Genomic DNA, 23,365 nt, shown 5'->3' with positions numbered 1-23,365 from the left:
GGGCTTTTTTTGTAGAGAGGAGGGAGGAAAATGGACTAAATGGACAGAGCGGACTGGATGGACGAAATTTTTAAACAACAGGATTATTTGTCCCGGTATTTTCGCCTTTCCAGGCGTGCTCGGGTCATGCGTTCACGGATGCCGCCGTTTTGCATGAAATCCCGTTCCTGAGCTTGGATCAGCCTCGTGAGAAGTCCAAGAGCCACGTTAATGAGGATAATCGCCGCATTGGCGCCAAAATGGTCCGGCTGGAAATCCTTGTACCTTCCTACCCACCGGATGACCTCCTGTGCGGAAGGAAACCTGGCTTCAATCAGCTCCTGTGCATACGGGCTGTTGTTTTCCCACTGTTCCAATCCCCGCTGGCGCAGGTAGGAAAGGTAGTCCTCCTTTAATTCCTGAAGGCTTCCCTTGGCGATTCCCGTCAGTTTCAATTCAGACGCCTTGCTGACGTCTGAATCCACGCTCCCTTCCGCGATATTCTGCATGCCGGAGCGGGCCGCCTGGACCATCTGGTCATGCGTTCTTCCCTGTTTCTTCACATACTTGTTGCAGAACCGGAAGGTAAAATCATAAATAATCTCCGCAATCCGGTACACTACCAGATTTCTGTAACCTCCGTACCTGGGAATAAATCCATGGTCCATTCTGTCCATGAAGTTTATTTTGTCTATTTATCCCTATTTTGTCCATTAAAAAACAAAAACCTGAACCCATTCTCACCCCTCCAGCGCTCTTTTCAACAGCCTCCGGTATTCCCGGGCCGGCACCTCATACGTGCCAAATTTCAACAAATGCGGCGTAGTCCACTGGGTATCCAGAAAAAGGAACTGGTGCGCCCTCAGGTACTGTACCAGAGCCACCAGCGCAATCTTGCTGGCGTCCGTTTTCCGGTGGAACATGCTTTCCCCGAAGAAGGCCTTTCCCAGGGAAACCCCGTACAGGCCACCCTGCAATCCTTCTTCGTCCCAGCACTCCACGCTATGGGCGAACCCCATGTCGTGAAGCCTGCCGTAGACCGCCTCAATCTGGACGTCTATCCATTGTTCCTCCGGCTGGTCTGTCCGGGCGCAGGCATGAACTACTTCCGGAAAAGCGGTGTCCATCCGGATTTCAAAAGGTTTTTTATTCAGAACCCGCTTGAGGCCGTGAGGAATGTGAAAGCGGTTGTCCAGCGGAATCAGGGCGCGGGGGTCCGGTTCATAAAAGGAGATTTCCCCCGTTTCCGGGTCCGCCATGGGGAAACACCCCTGGCAGTAGGCGGAAAGAACCAGTTCAGGTGCCAGTCCGGGATTCATCTGATCTGGTCCAGCAGTTTGCCGAGAACGGGGGAGTTCAGGGCCTTGCGGTCCGGGGAAGCCATGGGCAGCTCGTGAACCTTGTCCAGCGGCACCAGTTCCTCTCCCTCCCGGAAGACCGGAGGCTCCGTCACATGGTGGATGTAACGGGTTACCTTGTAGCGGGTGACGCTGTAGGTCTGTTTCAGGACATGGGGCAAGGAAAGGGTGTGGTCATCCTCCCGCTGGGGGAAGCGGTACATGCCGGCATGGCGTTTCCCTTCCGAGCACTTGGCCAGCAGGATGGATTTGCTGCGGATGTAGAGAATGTCGTGGTGCTCCACCCGGGTGATCTCCGGTTTTGGATTTTTGACAGGAAGCCTTTCCGGCTGCTCCGCGGAACAGAAGGGGCGGACCGGGCAGAGAAGGCAGTCCGGTGCGCTGATCCTGCAATAGGTTTGTCCCAGCTCCATGATGGCGGAATTGAATTCGCGGGCATGGTCCGGGTCTACCAGGTTTTCCGCGCGGGTCCACAGGTATTTCAGGCCTTCCGTGGAATCCACGGGCACGGAATAATTGTCAATGCGGGCCAGCACGCGGGCCACGTTGGCGTCCACAATGGGGGCCGCCTTGTTGAAGGCAAAGGAGAGGAGTGCGCCCGACGTATAGGGGCCGATGCCCGGCAGGCGTTTCAGTCCTTCCGGATTGTCCGGGAACTGTCCGCCGAATTCATGGACGATTTCCCTGGCGATAGCCTGAAGGGAGCGTACGCGGCGGTAATAACCCAGCCCTTCCCAGGAGCGCAGGGCCGTCTGCTCGTCCGCGGAAGCCAGATGTCCCGGAGTGGGAAACTGGCGCATCCACCGTTCATACCTACCCAGAACGGTGGGAATGGTGGTCTGCTGCAGCATCAGCTCGGAAACCAGGATATGCCACGGGTTTGTTGTCCGGCGCCAGGGGTAATCCTTTCCCTCGCGCCTGAACCACTCCACCAGCGCGGTCCGGAACGCCTGGATGTCAAAATCGGGTGCGGTGTCAGGCATGCTTTTGTTCAAGGGCTTGGCGCATGGCGGAAATGTCCGGTTTCATGCCGAACCAGCGTTCAAAGGAAAGAGCCCCCTGGTGAAGCAGCATGGAGAGGCCGTTGGCGACCCGGGCGCCCTGGAAGCGGGCTTCCATCTGGAAAGCGTCGTCATGCGTCTGTAAATCGTACACCAGGTGGTGGGCGGAAAGCAGGACGGACGGCACGGGGGAAGGGTCCGTGGGCTTCAGTCCCAGAGAAGTGGCATTGACAATCAGGTCTGCCTCCGCCAGAGCTTCATTAAAGCGCGGCGTGTTGTTCAGATGCGCCCCCAGGCGGTCGGAAGAACCTTCCAGCCTGTGTTCGTCAATGAAAAAGGAACTGAGTCTGCTCTTGAGGTCCTGAAGCTTTTCTTCCGATCTTCCGGCCAGCGTCAGCCGTTCGCAGTGTTGCATGGCGCAGGTGTAGGCCAGGGCCAGCCCGGCTCCTCCGCAGGCGCCCAGAAGCATCACTTTCAAATCGCGCAGATCCACGGAAAATTCCTCCCGGATGGCGCGTGTAAAGCCCGGGCCGTCCGTATTGAAGCCGGAAATGGAGCCGTCTTGCTGAAAGACGAGCGTATTGACGGACCCGGTAGCGCGGGAAAGGGCGTCCGTATCGTTGCACAGGGAACAGGCCGCCTGCTTGTGGGGAACGGTAACGTTGGCGCCCAGGAATCCCTTTTCGCGGATGACGCGCACCACGTCTGCGAACTCTTCCGGAGAAGCCTGGATGCGGATGTAGCGCGCACGGATGCCCGCAGCGTCCAGCGCAGCCTGCTGCATGGCGGGGGATTTGGAATGGGCGATGGGGAAGCCGATCACGGCCAGTCTGGCGGGAACGGACTCCCCGGCATCAAACGGATGTTCTTCATCCAGAAGATCGGCCAGGGTATAGTAGGGTTTCATGGAAAGATAGAGGAACAGTCTCAGGCGTTCACGGTGTACTATGAATGAAATTCCGCCGGATTTCAAGGCAAACACCTATCATTCCTTCTTGCGGGCGTTTTTTGCCCCGTGGTCCGGAATGCGGGAGGGCTGTGCTGTTTTTTTGCCGCACTCCGGAAGGGGGATTAGCAGTCGATGCCGGCCTTCTTCGCCTGGCTGCATAGCTGCCTGACGTGAAGACGGTACATTTTTCCGTCTTTGATGAAGTTTGTTCCGCATTGCCTGAATTGGAAACGGACCCTGCTCCGGATGCATTGCTCCCGGATGGATAAGACCCATTCGTAATTCAGGGGCCTGGCATATCTGTTGGATTCTCCTCCTGCGACGACCAGTTCGACCTGCTGCAGATACGGAGTCAGGTCCACCTGCTCAAGAAGCGGCTGGCAAATGATATTTTTATGCTTGATGGGAAGCCTGTTGAAGATGGGCAGCCTGAAATCCGCCCTGTCCTGGTTTTCCACCGTACAGCCTACGATGACGTTGTCGTAGCCGTCCTCCCAATCGCCGGGGATGCATTCCATGAACCGTTCGATTCTTTTGGTCAGGAAAATAAAGTTCAGGTCCGGGCGTTCTCTGATCATGCCCCAGCATTCGCCGCGCCACGGGTCCGCCTCCCGGATGAGGAAATCCGTGGAGAATCCCAGATACACGGTCTGGCCGGATTTCATTCTGTAGTCTCCCTTTTTATTCTTTAAAATGGGGGCGTAGAACGTGTCCGTTTTCACGATCTCGTCCGTATCCATTCCCCGCCGTCTGTCGGCTTGGTGAATATAACAGAATTTGCATCCGTCGCTGTACCGGTGGCATCCGCGCCATGGGTTCCACATTGCCATTTGATTGTTTCTGATGAGTTGGAGGTGCCGCCGCGGGCGGAAAATGACTGGTGCCTGCCGGGAAAGCGGCCATGCAGTGCTACCCCAGACTTTCCCGTAACCGGGGAAATGCGGTTCTCCGTTAATCAACAAGGCGGCACCCGGGAGCTGGCCGGGTGCCGCCTGGAAAGAGTGGGTACGGGAATATCCGTTTAGCGTTTATTCCCCGCAGCCGCCGTCCTTATAGCCGCAGGAGCGGCAGGATTTGCACTTGCCGTCCTGGACGTAGGCCAGGGAATGGCACTGGGGGCAGAGGGAGGCTCCGTTAAGCATAGTCCCTTCCGGAACCTTCCCGGCGGGAACTTCCGGCAGAGCGGGAGTTTCCACTTGGACCGGAGTAGTGATGATGCGGGGCGGCAGCACGCTCACCGTAGTGTCCGGCGCCTGTCCGGGCAGGCTGACGCTCGGAATGGAGAACACGTCCCGCAGGCGGTAGCCGTTGCTTTCCGGGAAGAGCCACGCCAGAATCTTGGCGATCAGGTCCACCACGGAGGCGCAGGAGCGGATTTCCGTGCAGGTATCCGCCTCCGTATCGTCCCCCACGCGGCAGAAGCCGGAGGGTTCAAAGGAGTAATTACGGAAGCCCTTGACCACTTCCTTGAGCGGCACGCCGAACTGAAGGGCCGTGGAAAGCAGCTTGCAGTACGCCTCAAACATGCCGGAGGCGAAGGAACCCACCTGGCCCAGGCGTCCGAAGACTTCCCCGCAAGTGCCGTCCGCATAGACGCCCACCGTCAGGTAACCCGTCAGCTGGCCTCCCACGGAGAATTTCACGGTCTGGCCCAGGCGGCGGCCGGGCAGCTTGCGCTGGCGCGGCTTGGACGCTTCCGCAATGATCTCGTCAATGGCGTCCGACCCGGCGTTCACCAGCTGTTCCCACACGTGGTTGGCCTTGAACATGCGGGTTTCCGGCGTGTCCACCACGTAAACGGCGTTCGCCTTGGAACCGGCGCGGAAGATGGCGATGCACTTCACGCCCAGGTCGTGGGACATGATCAGGGAGTCGTAGATTTCCTGCACGCTGGCGGAGACGGGCATGTTCACCGTCTTGGAGCACGCGCCGGAAATGAAGGGCTGCAGAGCGCCCAGCATCAGCACGTGGCCGGCGGGAGAGATGGCCCGGATGCCGTTGCCGTTGGTGGCGGCGCAGTCAAAGACCGGCAGGTCTTTCTTGTCCAGCCACGGAATGGATTCAATGTGAGCGGCGCCGTTGATGACGGTGAGTTCGTCCGCCGTCAGCACGGACATGTTGGCCGGATTGCTGATGTAGGCCACCTTTTCCTGAATTTCACTGCGGGACTCCGTGCCGGAGAGCAGGCGGCGCCACGCGAGGCGCACGGGGCCGGCCTGGTCATTGCAGGGATCCACGATGAGCTGGTTCACCACGGAATCCATGTTCCCCTGGAAGGCGGAAATCAGGCCGTCCAGGCCTGCCACTTCCAGAGCTGCTTCATTGACGAAGTCTTCCGGATAGCCCAGGGAACGGAGTCCTTCCAGAGCCAGGCGGTTGAACATTTTCAGGGAGCCGCCGCCCGCAAGCTGCTTCCATTTCACCAGCGTATAGTCCGGTTCAATGGAGGTGGTGCCTTCATCGTAGCAGCCCAGGGGGGCGGAAATGGTGCCTGTGGGGGCCATCACGGAAACAAAGGCGTTGCGGTGGGCGGTGGCCTTGGCTACCTTGGCCCACATGCCGGAAGCGGCTTCCGCCAGCTTGGCGGCGGGGGCGATGCGCTCCTTGTTCATCATGGTGGGGGCTTTGAAGCTCTTCAGGTAGGCGTGCAGGGCGTAGGAGGCGGTCAGCCCCTGCGCTTCCGGCAGTATTCCTCCGGCGTTGGCAATGATATTTTCAATCAGGTCGTCCAGGCTTTTGGCGTCTTTCTGGACAGGCAGCGCGGTAGCCAGTTTCTGGGCTGCATGGTGCAGGCGCAGCACGGCCAGCAGGTCTTTCTTGCTGGCGGGGTATTCCACGTAGGAACCCAGTTCCGCTCCCATTTCCGCGGAAGCCGTCCAGCAGGCCGCCGTCAGGGCGCTGCAAAGCTGGGAGGCAATCCAGCGGCCTTCGTCGGAATCGTACGGAACGCCCAGGGCCATCAGGGAACCGCCTACGTTGGCGAAGCCGATGCCGGTGGTGCGGTACTTGTAGGTGCCTTCCGCAATCTCTTCAATCGGGAAGCCGCCGCGTTCCACGTTCAGGTCTGCGCAGACCATCGCCAGGCGGGCGGCGTGGGTCAGGGCGTCCGCATCGAAGACGGGCTTGCCGTCTTCGCCCTCCGTCAGGAAGCGGTAGGCGTTGAAGGAGGAAAGGTTGCAGCTCGTGTTGTTCAGAAAGACGTATTCGGAGCAGGGGTTGGACGTGGTGATGGAACCGATGGACTTGACGGGGTTCCACAGGTTGATCACGTCATTGTTGTGCACGCCGGGTTCCCCGTTGTCCCAGATGGACTTTGCCATGGCTTCCAGCAGTTCCTGGGCGCGGAAGGTCTGTTCAATGTGGGCGGGGTTCGTGACCCAGCGCGTGTAGGTATTGCCGTTGTTGGCGAGCGCCTGCCAGAAATCCCCCTTCAGGGAGACGGAATGGTTCGCGTTCTGGTGGGAGAGCGTTTCCCCGTACAGGAGGGCGTCCATGTGGGGGTCAAAGCTGTTCCGGGTAGCCAGGGGCAGGGAAAGAATGAGGCGCGCGGCGGCTTTTTCCGCCGGGGTTCCGGCCACCAGTTTGGTTTCCGCAATCTGCTTGAGTTCCACATGCACGTTGTGTTCGCGCAGGATCACCTTGGCGATGTCTTCCTGGCGGTTCTTCGTGCTGATGAATTCAAAAATGTCCGGGTGGTCGCTGAACATCAGCACCATGCGCGCGGCGCGGCGCGTCTTGCCGCCGGACTTGATGGCCCCGGCCATGCGGTCCCAGCCGCGGTCAAAGGAAATGGGGCCGGAGGAGCGGCCCTTGCCGCTGATGGGCTCCCGGGATGACCGGAGGGTGGACAGGTTGATGCCCACGCCGGAACCGGACGCGAAGATGCGGCCTTCCGTGGTGAGGTGGTCCAGGATGTCTTCCATGCTGTCCCCCACTTCCGTCAGGAAACAGGCGGAGCACTGGGGATATTCATAAGTGGACTGGACCGTGAAGGTTTTCAGGTTGTTCTTGGTCCCCTTGGTGTGGTAGGCCTTGTTGCCGTGGCCGGTATAATTTTCCCGCAGGTCCGGGCGGCCCCAGCGCCACTGTTCCCAGTGGCCGATGTTGAACCAGACGGGGGAATTCGGCGCCCAGATCTGCTGCACGAGCATGGCCTTGATTTCCTCGTTGAAAATCTCCGCGTCCTCCAGCGTGGCGAAGTAGCCTTCCTCCCATCCCCATACGGTGTAGGTGTTGGAAATGCGGTCGTAAATGTTGCGGAAGCTGTCTTCATATTCCAGGGAACCCGGTTCACTGCCGAAGAGGTACTTGTCCGCCGTGATTTTGACGGCGTTGTCATCCCAGTGGGCGGGAGCTTCCAGACCCAGGCGCTCATAAATGGTCTTGCCGGTTTTCCAATCCATGATGCGGACGTCGCGGCGCGTCCAGTCCACTTCATCATAGGGATGGACTTCATTGTGGGAAAATCTTCTGGTGAATTTCAAACCGCCCAGCAGGTCTTTCCTCTGGGGGAGGATGATTTCCTGTCCGGTGCGTAGTTTGAGAGTAGTTTGCGAGTTGTCAGTAGTCATGGCTTGCGAAATAGAAATCGTTGGGGATGCCTCCCGTGAAGTGGTGCTTCGCCGCAGTGGTGAGCGGCGCATAGCGTTTGCATTATCTACTGAAAAATAATCGAGATGAAAAGGAAATATTGTACAGTCTTTTTTTATGTATACCACATGTTGTGTTTTGGGCTTGTTTCCGAGAAATTTTGCTCCTGTCTTGCGTGAATTTTTTTTGTCTGTTTTGAGGCCCCTTTTTTTTACTTGACGCACCTCTGCCTGCAGGACGTTCAGCGGCCCTCCTGGAAGTATTTCTTTCGTGGAAAACTCCCGGTAACAAAAGGGAGTTGACGGGACCGAAGAACGGAACATGGCGGATATTTCAGGGAATACTTCCGGTAATGGGAAATGCCTATTGATTTCTGTAAATGAATGATCTACATTGATAGCTGCCATGAAACTCCCTCTACTGCCCTTTCTGATTTTCTGCCTGGTTGGCCCCGGCCTTTCCGGCTCTCCCCGGCATGAAGCGGCAGACTGCCGCCATGTTTCTGGCAACCCGGACCTTCAACCAATTTATCCTGATGAGGTCAGAACCCGTCTCCCCGGAATCTGGAACGATTTTTCCATGCCCCGCATCTGTCTGGAAGGAAAAGAGAAGGTTCAGGGTAATGAGCTGTGGCTTCAGCCTCCGTTTCAGGAAAACAGCCTGTATCAATGGAAGTATGAAGCCGGACGCTTGATGCGCGTGCCCTGCATGCTTGATGGCGGTTTTTCCTGCTTTTCCGGACGGGGAAAGGTCCCGGTGGATCGTTCCGGATTGGAGGAAGCCCTGGGAGACACGCTTGTCATGGTAAAAACGGTTTGTCCGGAGGGATCAGTGCCCATGTACAATTTCCACTACCGTGGAAAAACGTTCCATTCCCTTGATGAAGTCGGGAGAAACATAGGATTCCTGTTCATCAGGTATGTGCTCTTCTCTCCCGATTGCAGTGATAGCGAACAGGCCCCGGTACGGAAAGAAATGAGGGAAGAAACAAGGTTTTATACCATGGAAGAGGTGATCGGCACGGAATTACGGCCGGAAAAGCCTGTCGTATTCGTGGAAGGCTTCCAGGTGCCTGTTTCCTTTTTTGCGGAAGGGAAGCTGAAATCGCGCTACCGGGCCATGCATTGAACGGGGACTTTCCAAAAAATGCGGCAAAGGTTCTAATGGAGAAATGAATTTCCTGCCAGGGATGAACGGCCGTTCCTGGAGGGAAGACCGGGAAATTTCTGATTATGACGGTGGGATCAGGCGGCTCTTTTTTATTTTCCAAGCAGGGAGGCGGAAGGGAGGGGAGGCCTTTTCCCGGTGCTTCAAATGAGCCTTGATGAACGGAAGGCGAAGCGTTATTTTAACGGCCATGAGATTGGCTACCCTGATCTGGCTGACCGGAGCCGTGTGCTGCATGCCGGGCATGGCCGTGGACCCCGGGAATAATAAACAGACCACGACGGAAAAGGCGCAGCAGACCCAGCCGCGCGACGTCTCTCTTCAATGCATTGCCCCGGTGCCCGGCTTGCCGGTGCCCATGGATTTAACGCAGGCGGATGGAATCCGTCTGGACGCCCTGGACGTTACCGTTTCCCTGAAGCAGCACCAGGCCTTTCTGATTTACACCTGCGCTCTGGACATACCCAAGGGCGTGAAGGGCAAGACGATCTCCGTGGGCGTGCCGTTCCAGTATGATCCTCCGGATGAACAGGCCAATGCCGCCAGGACGGAACCCATTCGCAACCTTCCCTTCACGAAGGCGGTGCAGGACGTGGTGACGTCCGTGGACGATTTGAAGTGTGATTTTTCCCTGGTGGAAGGGCGGCACCTTCAGGCGGATGCCCCCACCATGGCCTCCGTTGCCGGAATCACCCACTGGCTGGTAGCCCAGGTGCCGAACAAGGCGGGAACCCACGTGCTTTCCTTCCAGTTTGCCGTTCCTTATACACAGGACGTGGTCATCACCCCCGAACCGAAAGTCAGGATGGGGGAACCCCGTCTGACGCTTCTCACGTCTCCGGTGATGACCTGGACGGGAGGCACACCCAAGGCCATGGTGAACGTGTACAGCTCTGAAATGACCAACCAGTCCGTCAAGCTGGACCCTTCTGCGGATGCCAAATCCATTGTGACTACTCCCAAGGGCGTTTATACTTGGTCCCTGCTGGGGGCGGACGGCAGACCCTATGCTCCTTCCGTGGTGCTGACGCCCGGACCCGGCTGGGTGCTGGACAAGGACGGCCGGGTGACCATCCGCGGTGAAAAGGGAACCTTGACGGACCAATACGATATCAAGGCCAGTTCCACCCTGGACAAGGATCCTTATGGCGCCCCATGTTCCCCGGACAACCTGAAGAACGGGGCCGGATATTGGGCGGAAGGCGTTTCCGGAGACGGCCAGGGGGAAACGCTGGAGATCAATCTTAAAAATCCGGGACGGCTGCTGGGCATCATGCTGGAAACCGGCATTTCTCCGGTGACCAACCCGGAAAGGGATACGGAAGCGCGGCGCCACCCGAACATTGCCTATTCCATGTTCGGCCGTCCCAAAGGCATCCAGGTGACGTTGAACGGGGATTATACCTTTGACGCCACGCTGCGGGATGACTGGACGCCCCAGATCGTCGTGCCTCCGTACTACAGGCAGCCTGTCCGCACCATCAAGATCAGGATAGATTCCATTTATCCCGGAACCGGAACGGCGGACACCTACCTGGGCATTCTCAAGCCGGTTGTTAAATAGGAGGTTACGCCTGGCTGTTTTCCTTACCGGAACGGGAAGGTTTGCGCCTTTCGTTTTCCACTGCCGTTCCGGTGGAACGGCCCGCTGCGGAAAGCACGGTTTCTCAATGACGGAACAGGGAGCTGCCTGCGCGGCCCCTGGGATAATGGCGGAAAGGAAGCGTGAGCAGGTACATCAGCACGAGCGCCGGAATTTGCATCCACAGCAGGTACCATGGCCATGGCCCGAGCAGGTCCAGTACGGAACCGCCCTCGGGCGTGGACATGGTAAACCCGTAATTGGTTTCCAGGAGCTTGTTGACGGGGTAAATGACGGCCAGATACACGTTGGCCAGCAGAAGAGCCCACAGGAAATCCCAGCGCGCCGGCTTCCATTCCAGCGCCAGCGGCAGGTAAAGGGCCGTGATGACGGTCACGCCGTGGGACAGGAAAAAGGCAAAATACGTCCAGGACGGGAAGTCATGGGCTACGGAAGGGGTTATCAGCCCCTGGAGGGTGGCGCACAGCACGCAGTAATATACCACGGACCGCAGCAGGCGGGATGGAATCCACAGGCTCAGGGCGCAGAGCACCTGCATGACGGAGCAGAAATGCAGGGGAAGCATCCATGTCCAGCTCTTCTCCGGTTCATCCGCCATCATGGCGGCCAGGTCCGGAACCAGGGTGAACAGGCAGGCGATGCCGAGCCAGAACGTAGTGCGGTTCCTGACGGTTTTCTTGTAGGACTGGCCCAGTTCCACGATGCACATTCCCGCCGCCAGGAGAACGGCCAAAGCCGCCCAGTGGGAAACCCCTGCAAATTCCAGTGGAGGGACGCCATTCATGTTAAAGGTCATCATAACAGAGAAAGTGGGGATGGGGCAACGTGAAAAGCAGGGACGGGTTTCAGTCTTGCAAATTCGCCTTCTCCGGGCATACTTGCCCGTGGAATGAAACAGGGCTTGTTCATCTTGGTCAGCGGTTTGCTGATGGCCGGTTTGACCGGATGCGACGATTCCGGCGAACGCCGCGCCCGCTATGCGGAGAAGAAGCCCGCTCCGCGGCCTTTGGAAAGGACGTTTGATCCGCCAAAAAAAATCCTTCCTTCGGCAGAACCTAAAAAGAAAGCTCCTGCGTGGATGGATTACAAGGGGGAGGACATGCGGCAGCTGACGGAGCTTTCCGGCCGCAACGTGCTGATTGTCTTTTACGCTCCCTGGAGCCGGCCGGCCATGGATTACGTTGAGGCGGTTAAATCCTATGCCGAGAAGCAGGACGGCAAGGCGTTTGCCGTGTTGATTGATGCAGACTCCTATCCGGATGTAGCGCGCAAGTACCATCTGGAAGCCGTTCCTCTAACGGTCCTGTACCTGGAAGGCATGAAGTTGAAGGAAATGGTTGGCGGCGTTGCCGCTCCCCGCCTCAACGAACTGATTGAGCAGACAATACGGGTGCAATAAAAGGATTGTCCGGGAGCGCCTTGGCATGATATAGGAGAGACAACCCTCTCCCTGTATGAAAGCCCTGTTTTTTCTGCCTTTTGCCGTGGCGTCTTTTATGGCCGCCAGTGATGCGTTTCCGTGCCCGGATGTCCGGGAATCCCCCCCGTGGAAGGAAATTGCCGTTTATTCCGTGGATGAAGAAACCGGAGCTTTGCTGAAAAGCAGGGCATGGACGCCGGAATCTCCCGATTACGTGGCTTACTCCATCCTGCACAGCCAAGATGATAACGACACTTACTGTGAACAGTTTATAAAAGGTTTTTTTGCGTACAAGCGGGAAAAAGACCCCGTGCATCCGTTTTCCCTGGTGCGCCTTCTGCCTCCGCAGAAAATTCTTGATGTCATGAAGACATTTCCTTCCGGGCATGGAATGAAAAATGGAATGCTGGCCAATGATTCGGAACGGTATCTTCCCCTTAGAAATGACTCCTATACTCCCTATTGGGGACGGTTTGACAGAATTCTGGGAATGGTGCAGGCGGAAGGACGCATTTATTTCTTTCCGGACAAGAAGGAAAAGGCGAAGCGCATTTCCTGGGACGGGGAAGACAGGTACAAGCTGGAGTCAGTGACTCCTTTCCCGGATCATCAGGGCTTGCTGGAATTCCGGGGAGTAACCAGGGATGATGAACGGAAAAGAGTTTGGATGATACTTGATCCTATGACGGGAAAAAGTTCTTCTGTTCCCATGGGCTATGACTCTGCCTGCTCCTTTGAAAATCTTGTTCAGGTAGATTCGGGCAAGGTGGGGAAAAAAGAATCCATGAGATTGTGCTCATCTTTTGAGGTGGTGAATTCTTTGGGAGGTGAAACGGTCCGGCAGATCTGGACGCGTTTTGGGGAAGACATCATCATCGTGGAGGGAAAAGCATGGCTCAGCCGCGGAGACAATGCCGTTCTTCTTTATCCGGAACCGTGGGAAGATTCCACGGCTGCCGTATCCGTTACTCTGGAAAGCCTTGGAAGTCCCGCTCCGGGAGATATGGAGTTTATTTTAACACTGAAAAACGCAAGCGGCAAACCGGTGAGGCTGGAACAGGGATGGGGCAATGTCATTCTCCGGTTCTCCAGTGACGGCCGTTTCACATGCAACAACTTGTGTGAAGTGCACCTTGAACCTTTTGCCTCTGCCTGGGACTTGTCTGCTGCCGGGGATGATTTCCTCCCTGAGGAGACGCTGGAACCGGGGGAAAGCACGGCGGCTCTTATCAAGTATTCCTGTCCGGACTGGCGTATTTATTCCCGTGATTCCCATGTATTTGTGAAGGCTACGTTTTCCACCTCCGGCGCTGTTGGAACACCGGGACATGGCATGTACACTTCCTCCCCCATCAAGGTGCCTAATCCGGTTCCCCCTCACTCCTGATTCTTATGACAGCGGTAAAATGGTGATTCCGTATCCGGCTTGAATCCATACGCAGGGAATAAGGGGGCCCGCCCCTTGTAAAAGAACGGGCATGGCGGGAGATGATATTCCCCGGTTTCTTTTGTTCCGTCTTTTTCCCGGTTTGGTTCGGACGCAGGAAAACACGTTAAAAAAAACGGTCCACGAAAACGTGAACCGGTTTTGAAAAAGGGCTGGAGGTAGGGCGGTGGAATTATGCCCCCAGGTTAAATGCCTTATGCACCACCCGGGCCGCTTCCTCAATGTCTGACTCGTCCACCATCACGGCAATCTTGATTTCCGAAGTGGAAATCATGCCCGTCTTGATGTTGGCATCCGCCAGGGCCTTGAATGCGGTAGCTCCTACGCCGGAGTGGGAACGCATGCCGATGCCCACCAGGGAAAGCTTGGCAAGGCCCGCTTCCGTTTCCACCTTCACGGTGGAGCCGAGGGCGGCCATGACCGGCTTGAGGGCGGCCTGGGCGCGGCCCAGTTCATTGGAGGGCATGGTGAAGGACTGGCGAACGTAGCCGTCATGCGCCGTATTGGCCAGAATCATGTCCAGATTGATTTCCGCTTCAGCCAGGGCGCCCAGGACCTGGGCCGTGTAGCCGATCTGGTCCGGAATGCCGGTGATGGTGACGCGGGCCTGGTTGCGGTCAATGGAAATGCCGCGGATGACGACGGCTTCCATGGAGGGAGTTTCTTCTTGCACGATTGTACCGGGGTTGTTGTTCATGGAGTTGCGAACTTCAAAGACGACGCCGAATTTTTTGGCGAATTCCACGGAGCGCGACTGCATCACCTTGGAACCGTTGGATGCCATTTCAAGCATCTCGTCATATGAAAGGGTTTGTATTTTTTTGGCGTCTTTCACCACGCGGGGATCGCAGGTGTATACGCCGTCCACATCTGTAAAAATCTGGCACACGTCCGCTTTCAGCGCGGCCGCGATGGCGATGGCGGAAAGGTCGGATCCCCCCCGGCCCAGCGTCTGGACCATTCCTTCTTCCGTGGCCCCCTGGAACCCGGCGCAGATGAGGATGTTGCCTTCCATCAGGTACTTGTTCATCAGCGTGGGGGCAATGCTGTGGATGCGGCCGCGCGTATGGGAGCCGAAGGTGGTAATGCCCGCCTGTGCCCCCGTGAAGGACATGGCTTTTTCCCCCAGCTCGTGAAGGGCCATGCAGAGCAGGGCGATGGACTGCTGTTCGCCGGTGGCCATCAGCACGTCCAGTTCACGTTCGCAAGGGGTTTCGGACAGTTCTTTGGCCAGGCCGATCAGCTTGTCCGTCACGCCGCTCATGGCGGAAACGACGGCTACCACCTGGTTGCCGTCCCTGGCAGTATCATGGATGCGGCGTGCCACATTGCGGATGCGGTCAATGGTGCCGACGGAGCTGCCCCCGAATTTTTGGACGATAAGAGCCATGTAACAGGATGATGTGGGTTAGGATTGAGGAAGAAGGTGTTCAATGCGGAGTACGCGGGGATCCGCCGCCACGCAGGAAATCCGGGCAATTTCCTCCAGGGCCTTCTGGAGCTGGCCCCACGGGCAGGAATGGAGGATGAAAACGAGGTCGTTCCAGGGGGCTCCGTCTTCAGCAATGTGGCTGGGAGCGGAAGAAGTAGCGGAAATGCCGATCCCGAAGGTGGCGAGGATGCGGGCTATTTCCGCAATGACGCCGGGCCGGTCCGCCACCTGGAAGCGGACGTAATACGGAGTGACCGTATCATTGATGTGCATGACTCCGCAGGACTTGGCGTACGGATTGAACCCCGTGTGGTATTCCGGGTAGCGGCTTTCGCGCATGGCGGTGATGACGTCGCTGATGACGGCGGAGGCCGTTGGATTCTTGCCCGCCCCGCGTCCGTAGAACAGCGTTTCCCCTACAATGTCTCCATTGACGGAGATGGCGTTGAACACGCCATTGACGGAGGCCAGGATGTGCCAGTCATGGACAAAGCAGGGCTGGACGCGCAGTTCCAGGGCGTCTTCCTGCCCTTCGTGGTAGCGGATGACGACGAGAAGCTTGATGGTGTATCCCAGCTTCTTGGCGAACTCGAAATCCCTGCTGGTGATGTTTTCAATGCCGCTGACGTAGATCTTGTCCGGGGAAATGGTGGTTCCATACGCCAGCATTGCCAGGATGAGGGCCTTGTGGGCGGCGTCCCAGCCGTTGACGTCCAGGGAAGGGTCTTCTTCCGCAAAGCCCAGCTTCTGGGCCTGGACCAGGGCGTCCTCATAATCGGCTCCGTGTTCCCCCATGGCGGAAAGGATGTAATTGGACGTTCCGTTGATGATGCCTACAATAGAGTTGATATGGTTGCAGATGAGGGAATTCTGCAAGCTCTGGATGATGGGGATGCCGCCTCCGGCGGAGGCTTCAAAATAAATGGGCGTCCCCATTTCCGCGGAAAGCTTGAAAATCTCCGCCCCATATTCGGCCAGAAGCGCCTTGTTTCCCGTGACGACGGGTTTCCCGGCGTGGAGGGCCAGCGTCACCAGGTCGTAAGCCTGGCGCGTGCCGCCGATCAGTTCAATGACGATGTCTATTTCCGGATCATTCACCAGGTCATGCCAGTCGTCCGTCAGCAATTCCCGTGGAACGGCGGTCTCCCTGGGTTTTTCCACGTTGCGGACGGCAATGCGCTTGATCCTGAAAGGAATCTTGCTCCGGGCTTCCAGAAGGGCATGATTGCGGCACAGCGTTTCATACACGCCGGAACCGACCGTTCCCAGTCCTGCAAGCCCAAGTTGTATAGGTTTTTCCGTCATTCCTGCGGGGCGATTATGCAAAAAAATCCCTGTAACGCAAGAGCTTTTACCGTCCCGGAATGTTGCATGGCCGCCGTCCGGAGGATGTGGAAACAAGGGAGAAGCATTGATGCCCGGAGATGACCTGACCGCCGTCACCTGGGAACGAAGGTTTGATTCGTTCATCCTGTGGATTCACTCACCCTGCGGGTTTCACGCTACGCTTGCCATCCAACCGGGCTTGTCCGGTTTACCGGCCTTCAGGCAGAAACCCTTTCCGAAGCGCAGGGGAAGGGAAGTTTCTCTTTTTTATGGGCTGGCCGTGGTTTTATAAGGGGCGGGAACCCCTTATTCCCGGCGGTGCGGCTCTCCTTGCGATTGGATAGTCAGGAACCCGGGAAATTCAGTCCCCGCAGATTCATGAAGGGTTCGCCAGAACAACTGCCGTACCGTAAGCCAGCAGTTCACTGAGTCCGGGGGAAATCTCGCTGCTGGCAAAGCGGAGGCCAATGACGGCGTTGGCTCCCATCTTCAGGGCGTTTTCCTTCAGCCGTTCGACGGCCAGGGAACGCGTATCATTCATAAGGTCGGAGTATTGTTTGATCTCTCCTCCTACAATGCTCTTTAAGCTTGCCATTACATCGGAACCTACATGGCGCGCCTTTACGGCGTTTCCGGTGGCATAGCCCAGGACCCGTTCAATGGAATGGCCCGGAGTGGTTTCAAGGGTACTGATATACATGCAAACAAATTACCGCGGTATGCCTCCTGAACTCAAGCAAATAGGGAACGGCCCGGTTCCGGGGACAAAAGGCCATTAAAAAACCTCCTTGAAAAGAAGGAGGATTGGCAGCCCCACCAGGACTCGAACCTAGAAATACTGAACCAAAATCAGGTGTGTTACCAATTACACTATGGGGCTGTCTGCACTGGCATTGCTGCCGTTGCGGGGCGTAGTAAACCACACGGGGCGTGGTCTGGCAAGAGAAAAATGCCCTGATTCAGGGGTTTGGGGGGCAATGTTCCGGCTTGATGATGCGGGTATAGCTCAACCGTTTGAACATCAGCATGGGAATGGCAACTCCGATCACCAGGGAGAAGATGATGAAGAAGGCGGTGATGCCGTTCTTGCAGATGTCTATGATCAGCCGGTTCATGGTGGCCGTGTCCTGGTTCTCCTGCATGAACTGCATCAGGGCCAGGATGGTCTTGTAGGCATATACGCCCGGAATCATCGGCAGCAGGGAGGGGAAGGCGAAAATTTCCGCCGGGCATTTTACGAGTTTAGCCGTCATGACGCCCAGCATGCCTATGGTGAAGGCGGCGATGAACGTAGCGCTGGAAATGTCAATGGACCAGGAATGGAGCATGTAAAAGCGGAAGGCGTGGCCGATGGCCGCCAGCAGGGCGGAGACGGCAATGGCGCGCTTGGGCGGATTGGAAATGACGGCAAACCCCGTGGCGGCGATGGCGGCCATCAGGCCGTCCAGGAGGATGGAGGAAAGGAAATCCGGACTCATAAGCTGTTTACTCCTACGATAAGCATGGTTGCGGAAAGTCCGATGGTGATGCAGGAAATCATCATGATGGAATGGACGCCGCGGGAAATGCCCATCAGGATGTGGCCGTGCATCAGGTCCATGATGGAGTTGATCATCTGGACGCCGGGAACCAGGAACAGCACGCTGGTGGCCAGGGCGATCTGCGGCGTGGAGCCGAGCTGGAAAATGACGGCGCACGCGGCCGCCATGGAAGCGGTGAAGGCGGAAATAATAATCACGCCCAGCGGATTGTATTTCATCCGGGAGAGCTGTTGTTTGACCAGAAAGCCCAGCATGGTGGCGGCGAACACGGTGAGCATGGCCCACAGGTCCCCGTTGAACAGGCGGCAGAAGGCGGCGTTGCCTATGCTGACCAGAATCAGGTCCGTCCAGCGGGAAAACCTCTTGGTGCGCACGATGGAATGGAACGCCTGTTCCATCTCAGTGATGCTGACGTTGTTATCCACCGGAAGCCAGCTCAATTCGCTGAGCTGCTGGATCAGGTTCAGGTTGAACGCCAGCGGTTTCAGCTTCCGGACGGAGGTGCGGCGCAGCGTCTCGTCATCCTTGCAGATCAGGCTCATGGTGATGTTGCGCTGGAAGATGGTCATATCCGCGCTGTACCCGTATGCGGCGGCGATGCGGGAAATGTTGCGCACGGCGCGGTTGGTATGCACTCCCGCCCCCATGAGCGTGGTGGCGTATTCCAGCAGGAACTCTGACAGGGCCTGTATTTGATCGGTGTGCTGCATAGAGGGAAAAGCGGAATAAGGGAGAGGTTGTCAGGGTTGGGAATTCCGCCTTCTGGCGGCGTAATCCTTCTGCTGGTCTTCTCCGGTGACGCCCACGGAAAAATAGGTGCTTTCCGGGTGGGAGAACACAAGGGCGCAAACGGAAGAAACAGGCTGCATCATCCAGGTTTCCGTCAGGCTCATGCCCGCTTCCTCCTGTGCATGGAGCAGGCTGAACACCGTTTCCTTTTCCTGGTGGTCCGGCTGGCTGGGATAGCCGCAGGCGGGGCGTACGCCGGAACCTTCCGGAATATTCCACAGGATGCGCAGCTTCTCATGGGCGATGGAGGCGAAGGCTTCCACCAGGCGGTCCGCCAGGGAACTGACCAGCAGGGCGCGGTAGGAATCATTCCTGTCCTCCCACTCCTGCGCCCAGCGCCGGGCACCGTGAATGCTGACTGCCATGGCCCCTATGTAATCCTTCACCCCTTCAGGAGCGATGAAATCCGCCAGAGCCAGCCGGGTCTTCCCCTGCTTGTTCAGCTGCTGGCGCTGGGTCAGCAGGGTGGCCTGTGGAACGCTTCGGGATTCATCCGTCCAGACGGTAATGTCGTCATGGCTGGCCGTGGAATTGGCCGGGAAAATACCGATGACGCCGCGTGCTTGGTAGCGGTTCTCCTTAATGGCCTGCTCCAGCAGGTCGCGGGCGTCCTGGTACAGGGCTGCGGCTGCTTCCGCCTTGGAAGGATCCTTCGTGCGGAACTCCTGGCTGGCGCAGTTCCAGGAACCGTGCAATTCCCAGGCATGGAAAAAGGGAGTCCAGTCAATGCGTTCAATCAGCTCCTGAACGGTGACGTAATAGCGCGGGCCGTCACTGCAGCAGCCGCAGCTCACGGAGCTGTGCAGGCTGCCGATGGAGACCGGTCCCAGCCGGACAGGCACGGGGGGGAGATAACCTTCCTCCGCCCCTTTCCAGCGCAGTTCCCTGGCTTCCTCCAGGGACAGGAGGTCATGGACGGGCTTGTTTTCATGCCTGTTGCGCAATTCTTCCTGCCGGGCCTTTACGGCGGCAATATAGGAATCCTTCTTCTCGCTCACCAGGGAGGCGGCGGCAGGCACCACCTGGGAGGCGTCCACCGTATGCACCACGGGGCCTTTGTAATGGGGAGCGATTTTCAGAGCCGTATGCAGGGCGGACGTCGTGGCGCCGCCCACCATGAGGGGAATGGTCATCCCCCGGCGCTCCATCTCTGCGGCCACGTGGGACATTTCCTCCAGGGAAGGGGTGATCAGGCCGGAAAGCATCACCAGGTCCGCCTGTTCCGCTTCCGCCCGGTCCAGAATGGTATCGCAATGAACCATCACGCCCAGGTCAATTATCTCAAAGCCGTTGCAGCCCAGCACCACGCCCACGATGTTCTTGCCGATGTCGTGCACGTCCCCCTTCACGGTGGCGATCACGGCCTTCCCCGTCTTGGAGGAGCCCTTGCTGTCCGCTTCAATGTACGGGGTGAGCCATGCCACGGCCTGCTTCATTACCCGGGCGCTCTTCACCACCTGGGGCAGGAACATCTTGCCGTCTCCAAACAGCTGCCCGACGACTTTCATGCCGTCCATCAGCGGGCCTTCAATCACATTCAGCGGGGAACCCAGCTTCTGGAACGCCTCTTCCGTATCCGCATCCACAAACTCGGTAATGCCCTTGATGAGGGAATACTCCAGGCGTTTGGCGACGTCCTGCTCCCGCCACGCCTGCACGGGCTTCTTCTCCGTTCCGGCCTGCGTCTTTTCCGCCGCCAGCTTTTCCGCATACTCCGTCAGGCGTTCCGTAGCGTCCGGATTCCGGTTCAGCAGAACGTCTTCAATCAATTCCAGCCTGTCCTTGGGAATATTGTCGTACACTTCCAGCATGCCGGCGTTCACGATGCACATGTCCAGCCCCTGCTGCGTGGCGTGGTACAGGAAGGCGGAATGCATGGCCTCCCGCACCGGATTGTTGCCGCGGAAGGCAAAGGAGACATTGGAAATGCCGCCGGAAATGTGGGTGAGGGGAAGATGGCTGGAAATCCAGCCGGCGGCCTTGAAAAAATCCAGGGCGTAATTGGCGTGTTCCGCAATGCCGGTGCCGACGGTCAGCACGTTCGGGTCAAAAATAATATCCTCCGGCGGAAACTGCACCCGGTCCACCAGCAGGTCGTAAGCCCGTTTGGCGATCCGGACGCGGTCATCGTAATTGGAGGCCTGCCCGTTTTCATCAAAAGCCATCACCACGGCCGCCGCGCCGTACTTTTTAATCAGGGCCGCCTTTTTCAAGAACTCCTCTTTACCCTCCTTCAGGGAAATGGAATTCACGATTCCCTTGCCCTGCATACATTGAAGGCCCGCCTCCAGCACGTCCCATTTGGAGGAATCCACCATAAAGGGAACGCGGGCGATATCCGGCTCCGCTGAAACGAGATTCAGGAAACGGACCATGGCTTCCGGGCCGTCAATCAGACCGTCGTCAAAGCAGAAATCCAGCACCACGGCGCCGTTTTCCACCTGCTGGCGGGCAATGGAGACGGCCTCCTCATAATTCCCTTCACGGATCAGGCGCGCGAATTTGGGGGATCCCGCCACGTTGCAGCGTTCCCCGACAAAAAGGGTATTCTTCTCCCGCGTATGGTTGTACGCTTCATAACCGGACAGCCGCAGAGCGGGCTTCTGGGAAACCGGAACGCGGGGAGGCTGCCCTTCCATGGCCGCCGCAATTGCGCCGATATGTTCCGGCGTGGTGCCGCAGCAGCCGCCTACGATGTTCAGCAGGCCCAGGGATGCGTATTCCTTCATGAACCGTGCCATGTCCTCCGGAAGGAGGTCGTAGCCGGTGGGGCTGAGCGGATTGGGCAATCCGGCGTTGGCGTAAATGGAGACATAGCAGTCCGCTAGGCCGGAAAGCTCCTCCGCAAAAGAGCGCATCAGGTCCGGCCCCAGGGCGCAATTGATGCCCACGGAAAAGGGGCGGACGTGGCGGATGGAATTCCAGAACGCTTCAATCGTCTGGCCGGACAGCGTGCGCCCCGCCTTGTCCGTCAGCGTGACGGAGACCATGACCGGAACGGCGGCATCCGGCTGTTCTTCAAAAATCTCTTCAATGGCGAACAGGGCCGCCTTGGCGTTCAATGTATCGAAAATCGTCTCCACCAGCAGCATATCTACGCCGCCTTCCAGCAGGGCCAGCACCTGGTCGCGGTAGGCTTGCCTCAGCTGGCGGAAATTCACGGCCCTGAATCCGGGATCGTTTACGTCCGGAGACAGGGAGCAGGTGACGGGCATGGGGCCGATGGACCCGGCCACCAAACGCGGCTTTCCGTCTGCGGCCTCCGCTTCGTCACACGCCTGGCGGGTGAGCGCGGAGGCGGCCAGATTCAATTCCCGGACCAGGGCCTTCAGCTCCGGGGCGTCCACTACCTCCTGAAAATAACCCTGGTCCTTGTGCCGTCCTTCTTCGGGACGGTGCCAGAAATAATCATGCTGGCCGATGCTGGTGGCTCCGAACGTGCAGGTTTCCAGAATATCCGCATGCCCCTCATCCAGAAAGCGGCGGTGAATGTTCAGAATGATGTCCGGCCTGGTCAGGACCAGTGCATCGTTGTTATTCTTCAGGTCGTTGGGATAGCGTGTAGCATCCGCAAAACGTTCGCCGCGGTAATCCTCCTCTCCCAGCCTGAACTTCTGGATATTGGTGCCCATGGCGCCATCCAGGATGACAATCCGTTTGCGTAACTGGTCTTTCAGATAATCAAGGCGTTCGATTCTGGATGCTCTGGTCATACGGCGCGGAAAATCTACCGTTCGTTCGTGTTTGGAACAAGGACAATTGGCGTCACGCTCCCTCCGGCAACAGCCATTCACAGGCATGCATTTTTGAAATCTCTCTGGTTACTCTCATCCTGTTCTTCAGAAAGGAATGGAAAATCCATGTTCAAGGAGAAGGAGAGGCGTATACTGGAGAGGTGGCTGTGGAGATACGGAAAAGGAACGGCACGAGGGTGTTGCCTTTCCTTTCCTCGTCACAGAACACACGGAAACACCTGTTCAAGGGTACTCCGGGAATGCTCCGTTACGGTGCGTAAACCCGGTTCTCTTGGACTATTCCCGAGTGATGGGAGAAACTCTTTCCTCTCCATATCCGTTAGCGGAATTGTTTGAATTGCCCGGAAAACGGGGAAAGCCCGGGGAAACTCCGTGGTGAGGAAGCTTGCCAAGCCCGGAAACAAGGGTGCTGAGGGAGGCTGTCTTTCCTTGGCCGGGAGCTTCTGGCTACTGGCTGGTAGCACGCATGGCGATAGCGGGTCGTCATGGGGAGTGGTTCAGGAAGCAAGCTCTTCCAAGAGTTCCCAGTCCTTTGAAAGGGTGTTCCAGGACGGAAAAGAGCGGATGGCGCCGGAAAAACAAGGTTCCTATTCCACGTTCCATCGTTTTTCCCGGCAAGTTGAAAGTCTCCCCATTTAAGGTGGTGAAAGTGTATCCTTTCTGTACCGTTTCCGGATGCTTGTTCTATTTTCATTCATGGTTTGCCATAGGGGGAAATAAGTGTTGGTTCGGGTAGAAGAGAAAAAATAATGTCAATAGAATGTGAATAATAAGTGTATAACTAAAATGAGATAGTTTTAAAAATTGATAAAACATGCATAAAATAAATGAATAATGGTCAGGTTGCTGAAAAACTTGCCGTTATTTCCGTTTGTTTCAAGGTTGCAAAAATCGCTCATGCCGGCTTGGAAGGAATTATTTCCAACCTCTCTTCGTTAAAGAATTTTTCTTGGGACAACTTAATAAACTCTCCTAAATCCACCGGATGGAAGACGGATTTGGAATCCG

Annotated in this window: 18 protein-coding genes and 1 tRNA gene; 5 read left to right on the top strand and 14 right to left on the bottom strand. The window is 57.2% G+C overall.

The window, feature by feature from the left end; translation table 11 throughout:
* Window positions 1-83: 83 nt before the first annotated feature.
* From LIO64_RS01950 to LIO64_RS01925, 6 genes are all read right to left on the bottom strand, one after another.
* On the bottom strand, window positions 84-656 hold the full coding sequence (locus LIO64_RS01950) for a four helix bundle suffix domain-containing protein (protein WP_290547768.1): 573 nt from the start codon (window positions 654-656) through the stop codon (window positions 84-86).
* 63 nt (window positions 657-719) lie between these two features.
* Entirely contained in the window at window positions 720-1,298 is a 579-nt protein-coding gene (gene aat / locus LIO64_RS01945; protein ID WP_290547767.1) for a leucyl/phenylalanyl-tRNA--protein transferase, read from the bottom strand.
* Complete coding sequence (locus tag LIO64_RS01940; RefSeq protein ID WP_290547766.1) at window positions 1,295-2,320, bottom strand: A/G-specific adenine glycosylase; 1,026 nt, start codon at window positions 2,318-2,320, stop codon at window positions 1,295-1,297. Before LIO64_RS01940 ends, aat begins: the two co-directional genes overlap by 4 nt.
* Window positions 2,313-3,245: a shikimate dehydrogenase gene (locus tag LIO64_RS01935; protein WP_290547765.1), complete on the bottom strand. Its 933-nt coding sequence runs from the start codon at window positions 3,243-3,245 to the stop codon at window positions 2,313-2,315. Before LIO64_RS01935 ends, LIO64_RS01940 begins: the two co-directional genes overlap by 8 nt.
* A 164-nt stretch (window positions 3,246-3,409) precedes the next feature.
* Entirely contained in the window at window positions 3,410-4,117 is a 708-nt protein-coding gene (locus tag LIO64_RS01930; protein ID WP_343230534.1) for a DUF5131 family protein, read from the bottom strand.
* A 198-nt stretch (window positions 4,118-4,315) separates the two neighbouring features.
* Complete coding sequence (locus LIO64_RS01925; RefSeq protein ID WP_290547764.1) at window positions 4,316-7,858, bottom strand: adenosylcobalamin-dependent ribonucleoside-diphosphate reductase; 3,543 nt, start codon at window positions 7,856-7,858, stop codon at window positions 4,316-4,318.
* A gap of 424 nt (window positions 7,859-8,282) precedes the next feature.
* On the opposite strand from LIO64_RS01925, the gene LIO64_RS01920 reads away from it, so the two are divergent.
* Together LIO64_RS01920 and LIO64_RS01915 are read left to right on the top strand one after the other, a co-directional pair.
* Window positions 8,283-9,005 carry a hypothetical protein gene (locus LIO64_RS01920; protein ID WP_290547763.1) on the top strand — a complete coding sequence of 241 codons (723 nt, stop codon included), beginning with the start codon at window positions 8,283-8,285 and terminating at the stop codon, window positions 9,003-9,005.
* A 229-nt stretch (window positions 9,006-9,234) separates the two neighbouring features.
* Entirely contained in the window at window positions 9,235-10,608 is a 1,374-nt protein-coding gene (locus LIO64_RS01915) for a hypothetical protein (protein WP_290547762.1), read from the top strand.
* 103 nt (window positions 10,609-10,711) lie between these two features.
* Here LIO64_RS01915 and LIO64_RS01910 read toward each other — a convergent pair whose 3' ends face one another.
* Window positions 10,712-11,446, bottom strand: coding sequence for a TIGR02206 family membrane protein (locus tag LIO64_RS01910; RefSeq protein ID WP_290547761.1), 735 nt, complete (start codon window positions 11,444-11,446; stop codon window positions 10,712-10,714).
* Between the two features lie 90 nt (window positions 11,447-11,536).
* Here LIO64_RS01910 and LIO64_RS01905 point away from each other — a divergent pair, with 90 nt between their 5' ends.
* Both LIO64_RS01905 and LIO64_RS01900 read left to right on the top strand, forming a co-directional pair.
* Window positions 11,537-12,046, top strand: a complete 510-nt coding sequence (locus tag LIO64_RS01905) for a thioredoxin family protein (protein ID WP_290547760.1) — start codon at window positions 11,537-11,539, stop codon at window positions 12,044-12,046.
* Between the two features lie 55 nt (window positions 12,047-12,101).
* The gene (locus LIO64_RS01900) at window positions 12,102-13,454 is read left to right on the top strand and encodes a hypothetical protein (protein ID WP_290547759.1); all 1,353 of its coding nucleotides are present in this window, start codon (window positions 12,102-12,104) and stop codon (window positions 13,452-13,454) included.
* Window positions 13,455-13,686: 232 nt separating this feature from the next.
* Here the strand turns inward: LIO64_RS01900 and LIO64_RS01895 are convergent, their stop codons facing one another.
* The 7 genes from LIO64_RS01895 to metH all read right to left on the bottom strand — a co-directional run bounded on the left by LIO64_RS01895 (window position 13,687) and on the right by metH (window position 22,315).
* Window positions 13,687-14,904 (bottom strand): aspartate kinase, encoded by a 1,218-nt coding sequence (locus LIO64_RS01895; RefSeq protein WP_290547758.1) that lies wholly within the window; start codon window positions 14,902-14,904, stop codon window positions 13,687-13,689.
* Between the two features lie 18 nt (window positions 14,905-14,922).
* Window positions 14,923-16,251, bottom strand: a complete 1,329-nt coding sequence (locus tag LIO64_RS01890; RefSeq protein WP_290547757.1) for a homoserine dehydrogenase — start codon at window positions 16,249-16,251, stop codon at window positions 14,923-14,925.
* 397 nt (window positions 16,252-16,648) lie between these two features.
* Window positions 16,649-16,972: a YbjQ family protein gene (locus LIO64_RS01885; protein ID WP_290547756.1), complete on the bottom strand. Its 324-nt coding sequence runs from the start codon at window positions 16,970-16,972 to the stop codon at window positions 16,649-16,651.
* Window positions 16,973-17,077: 105 nt separating this feature from the next.
* Window positions 17,078-17,152: transfer RNA gene (locus tag LIO64_RS01880), tRNA-Gln, on the bottom strand.
* A 79-nt stretch (window positions 17,153-17,231) separates the two neighbouring features.
* Window positions 17,232-17,750 (bottom strand): threonine/serine exporter family protein, encoded by a 519-nt coding sequence (locus LIO64_RS01875; protein WP_290547755.1) that lies wholly within the window; start codon window positions 17,748-17,750, stop codon window positions 17,232-17,234.
* Window positions 17,747-18,523 (bottom strand): threonine/serine exporter family protein, encoded by a 777-nt coding sequence (locus tag LIO64_RS01870; RefSeq protein ID WP_290547754.1) that lies wholly within the window; start codon window positions 18,521-18,523, stop codon window positions 17,747-17,749. The genes LIO64_RS01875 and LIO64_RS01870 overlap by 4 nt, the downstream gene beginning before the upstream one ends.
* Before the next feature lie 30 nt (window positions 18,524-18,553).
* Window positions 18,554-22,315, bottom strand: coding sequence for a methionine synthase (metH, locus tag LIO64_RS01865; RefSeq protein WP_290547753.1), 3,762 nt, complete (start codon window positions 22,313-22,315; stop codon window positions 18,554-18,556).
* A gap of 869 nt (window positions 22,316-23,184) precedes the next feature.
* On the opposite strand from metH, the gene LIO64_RS01860 reads away from it, so the two are divergent.
* Window positions 23,185-23,365, top strand: a 181-nt coding sequence (locus LIO64_RS01860; RefSeq protein ID WP_290547752.1) for a hypothetical protein, incomplete at its 3' end; no start/stop codon positions are given.

The organism is Akkermansia sp. (assembly GCF_020860705.1).
Lineage (GTDB): Bacteria > Verrucomicrobiota > Verrucomicrobiia > Verrucomicrobiales > Akkermansiaceae > Akkermansia.
The sequence above is the reverse complement of the archived record's forward strand: the minus strand, read 5'-3'. Positions and strand labels throughout refer to the sequence as shown.

What these genes read in the sequence shown, in the direction of transcription:
- LIO64_RS01950 (WP_290547768.1), bottom strand. Translation starts at nt 656, where the DNA reads ATGGACAGAATGGACCATGGATTTATTCCCAGGTACGGAGGTTACAGA.
- aat (WP_290547767.1), bottom strand. Translation starts at nt 1,298, where the DNA reads ATGAATCCCGGACTGGCACCTGAACTGGTTCTTTCCGCCTACTGCCAG.
- LIO64_RS01940 (WP_290547766.1), bottom strand. Translation starts at nt 2,320, where the DNA reads ATGCCTGACACCGCACCCGATTTTGACATCCAGGCGTTCCGGACCGCG.
- LIO64_RS01935 (WP_290547765.1), bottom strand. Translation starts at nt 3,245, where the DNA reads ATGAAACCCTACTATACCCTGGCCGATCTTCTGGATGAAGAACATCCG.
- LIO64_RS01930 (WP_343230534.1), bottom strand. Translation starts at nt 4,117, where the DNA reads ATGGCAATGTGGAACCCATGGCGCGGATGCCACCGGTACAGCGACGGA.
- LIO64_RS01925 (WP_290547764.1), bottom strand. Translation starts at nt 7,858, where the DNA reads ATGACTACTGACAACTCGCAAACTACTCTCAAACTACGCACCGGACAG.
- LIO64_RS01920 (WP_290547763.1), top strand. Translation starts at nt 8,283, where the DNA reads ATGAAACTCCCTCTACTGCCCTTTCTGATTTTCTGCCTGGTTGGCCCC.
- LIO64_RS01915 (WP_290547762.1), top strand. Translation starts at nt 9,235, where the DNA reads ATGAGATTGGCTACCCTGATCTGGCTGACCGGAGCCGTGTGCTGCATG.
- LIO64_RS01910 (WP_290547761.1), bottom strand. Translation starts at nt 11,446, where the DNA reads ATGATGACCTTTAACATGAATGGCGTCCCTCCACTGGAATTTGCAGGG.
- LIO64_RS01905 (WP_290547760.1), top strand. Translation starts at nt 11,537, where the DNA reads ATGAAACAGGGCTTGTTCATCTTGGTCAGCGGTTTGCTGATGGCCGGT.
- LIO64_RS01900 (WP_290547759.1), top strand. Translation starts at nt 12,102, where the DNA reads ATGAAAGCCCTGTTTTTTCTGCCTTTTGCCGTGGCGTCTTTTATGGCC.
- LIO64_RS01895 (WP_290547758.1), bottom strand. Translation starts at nt 14,904, where the DNA reads ATGGCTCTTATCGTCCAAAAATTCGGGGGCAGCTCCGTCGGCACCATT.
- LIO64_RS01890 (WP_290547757.1), bottom strand. Translation starts at nt 16,251, where the DNA reads ATGACGGAAAAACCTATACAACTTGGGCTTGCAGGACTGGGAACGGTC.
- LIO64_RS01885 (WP_290547756.1), bottom strand. Translation starts at nt 16,972, where the DNA reads ATGTATATCAGTACCCTTGAAACCACTCCGGGCCATTCCATTGAACGG.
- LIO64_RS01875 (WP_290547755.1), bottom strand. Translation starts at nt 17,750, where the DNA reads ATGAGTCCGGATTTCCTTTCCTCCATCCTCCTGGACGGCCTGATGGCC.
- LIO64_RS01870 (WP_290547754.1), bottom strand. Translation starts at nt 18,523, where the DNA reads ATGCAGCACACCGATCAAATACAGGCCCTGTCAGAGTTCCTGCTGGAA.
- metH (WP_290547753.1), bottom strand. Translation starts at nt 22,315, where the DNA reads ATGACCAGAGCATCCAGAATCGAACGCCTTGATTATCTGAAAGACCAG.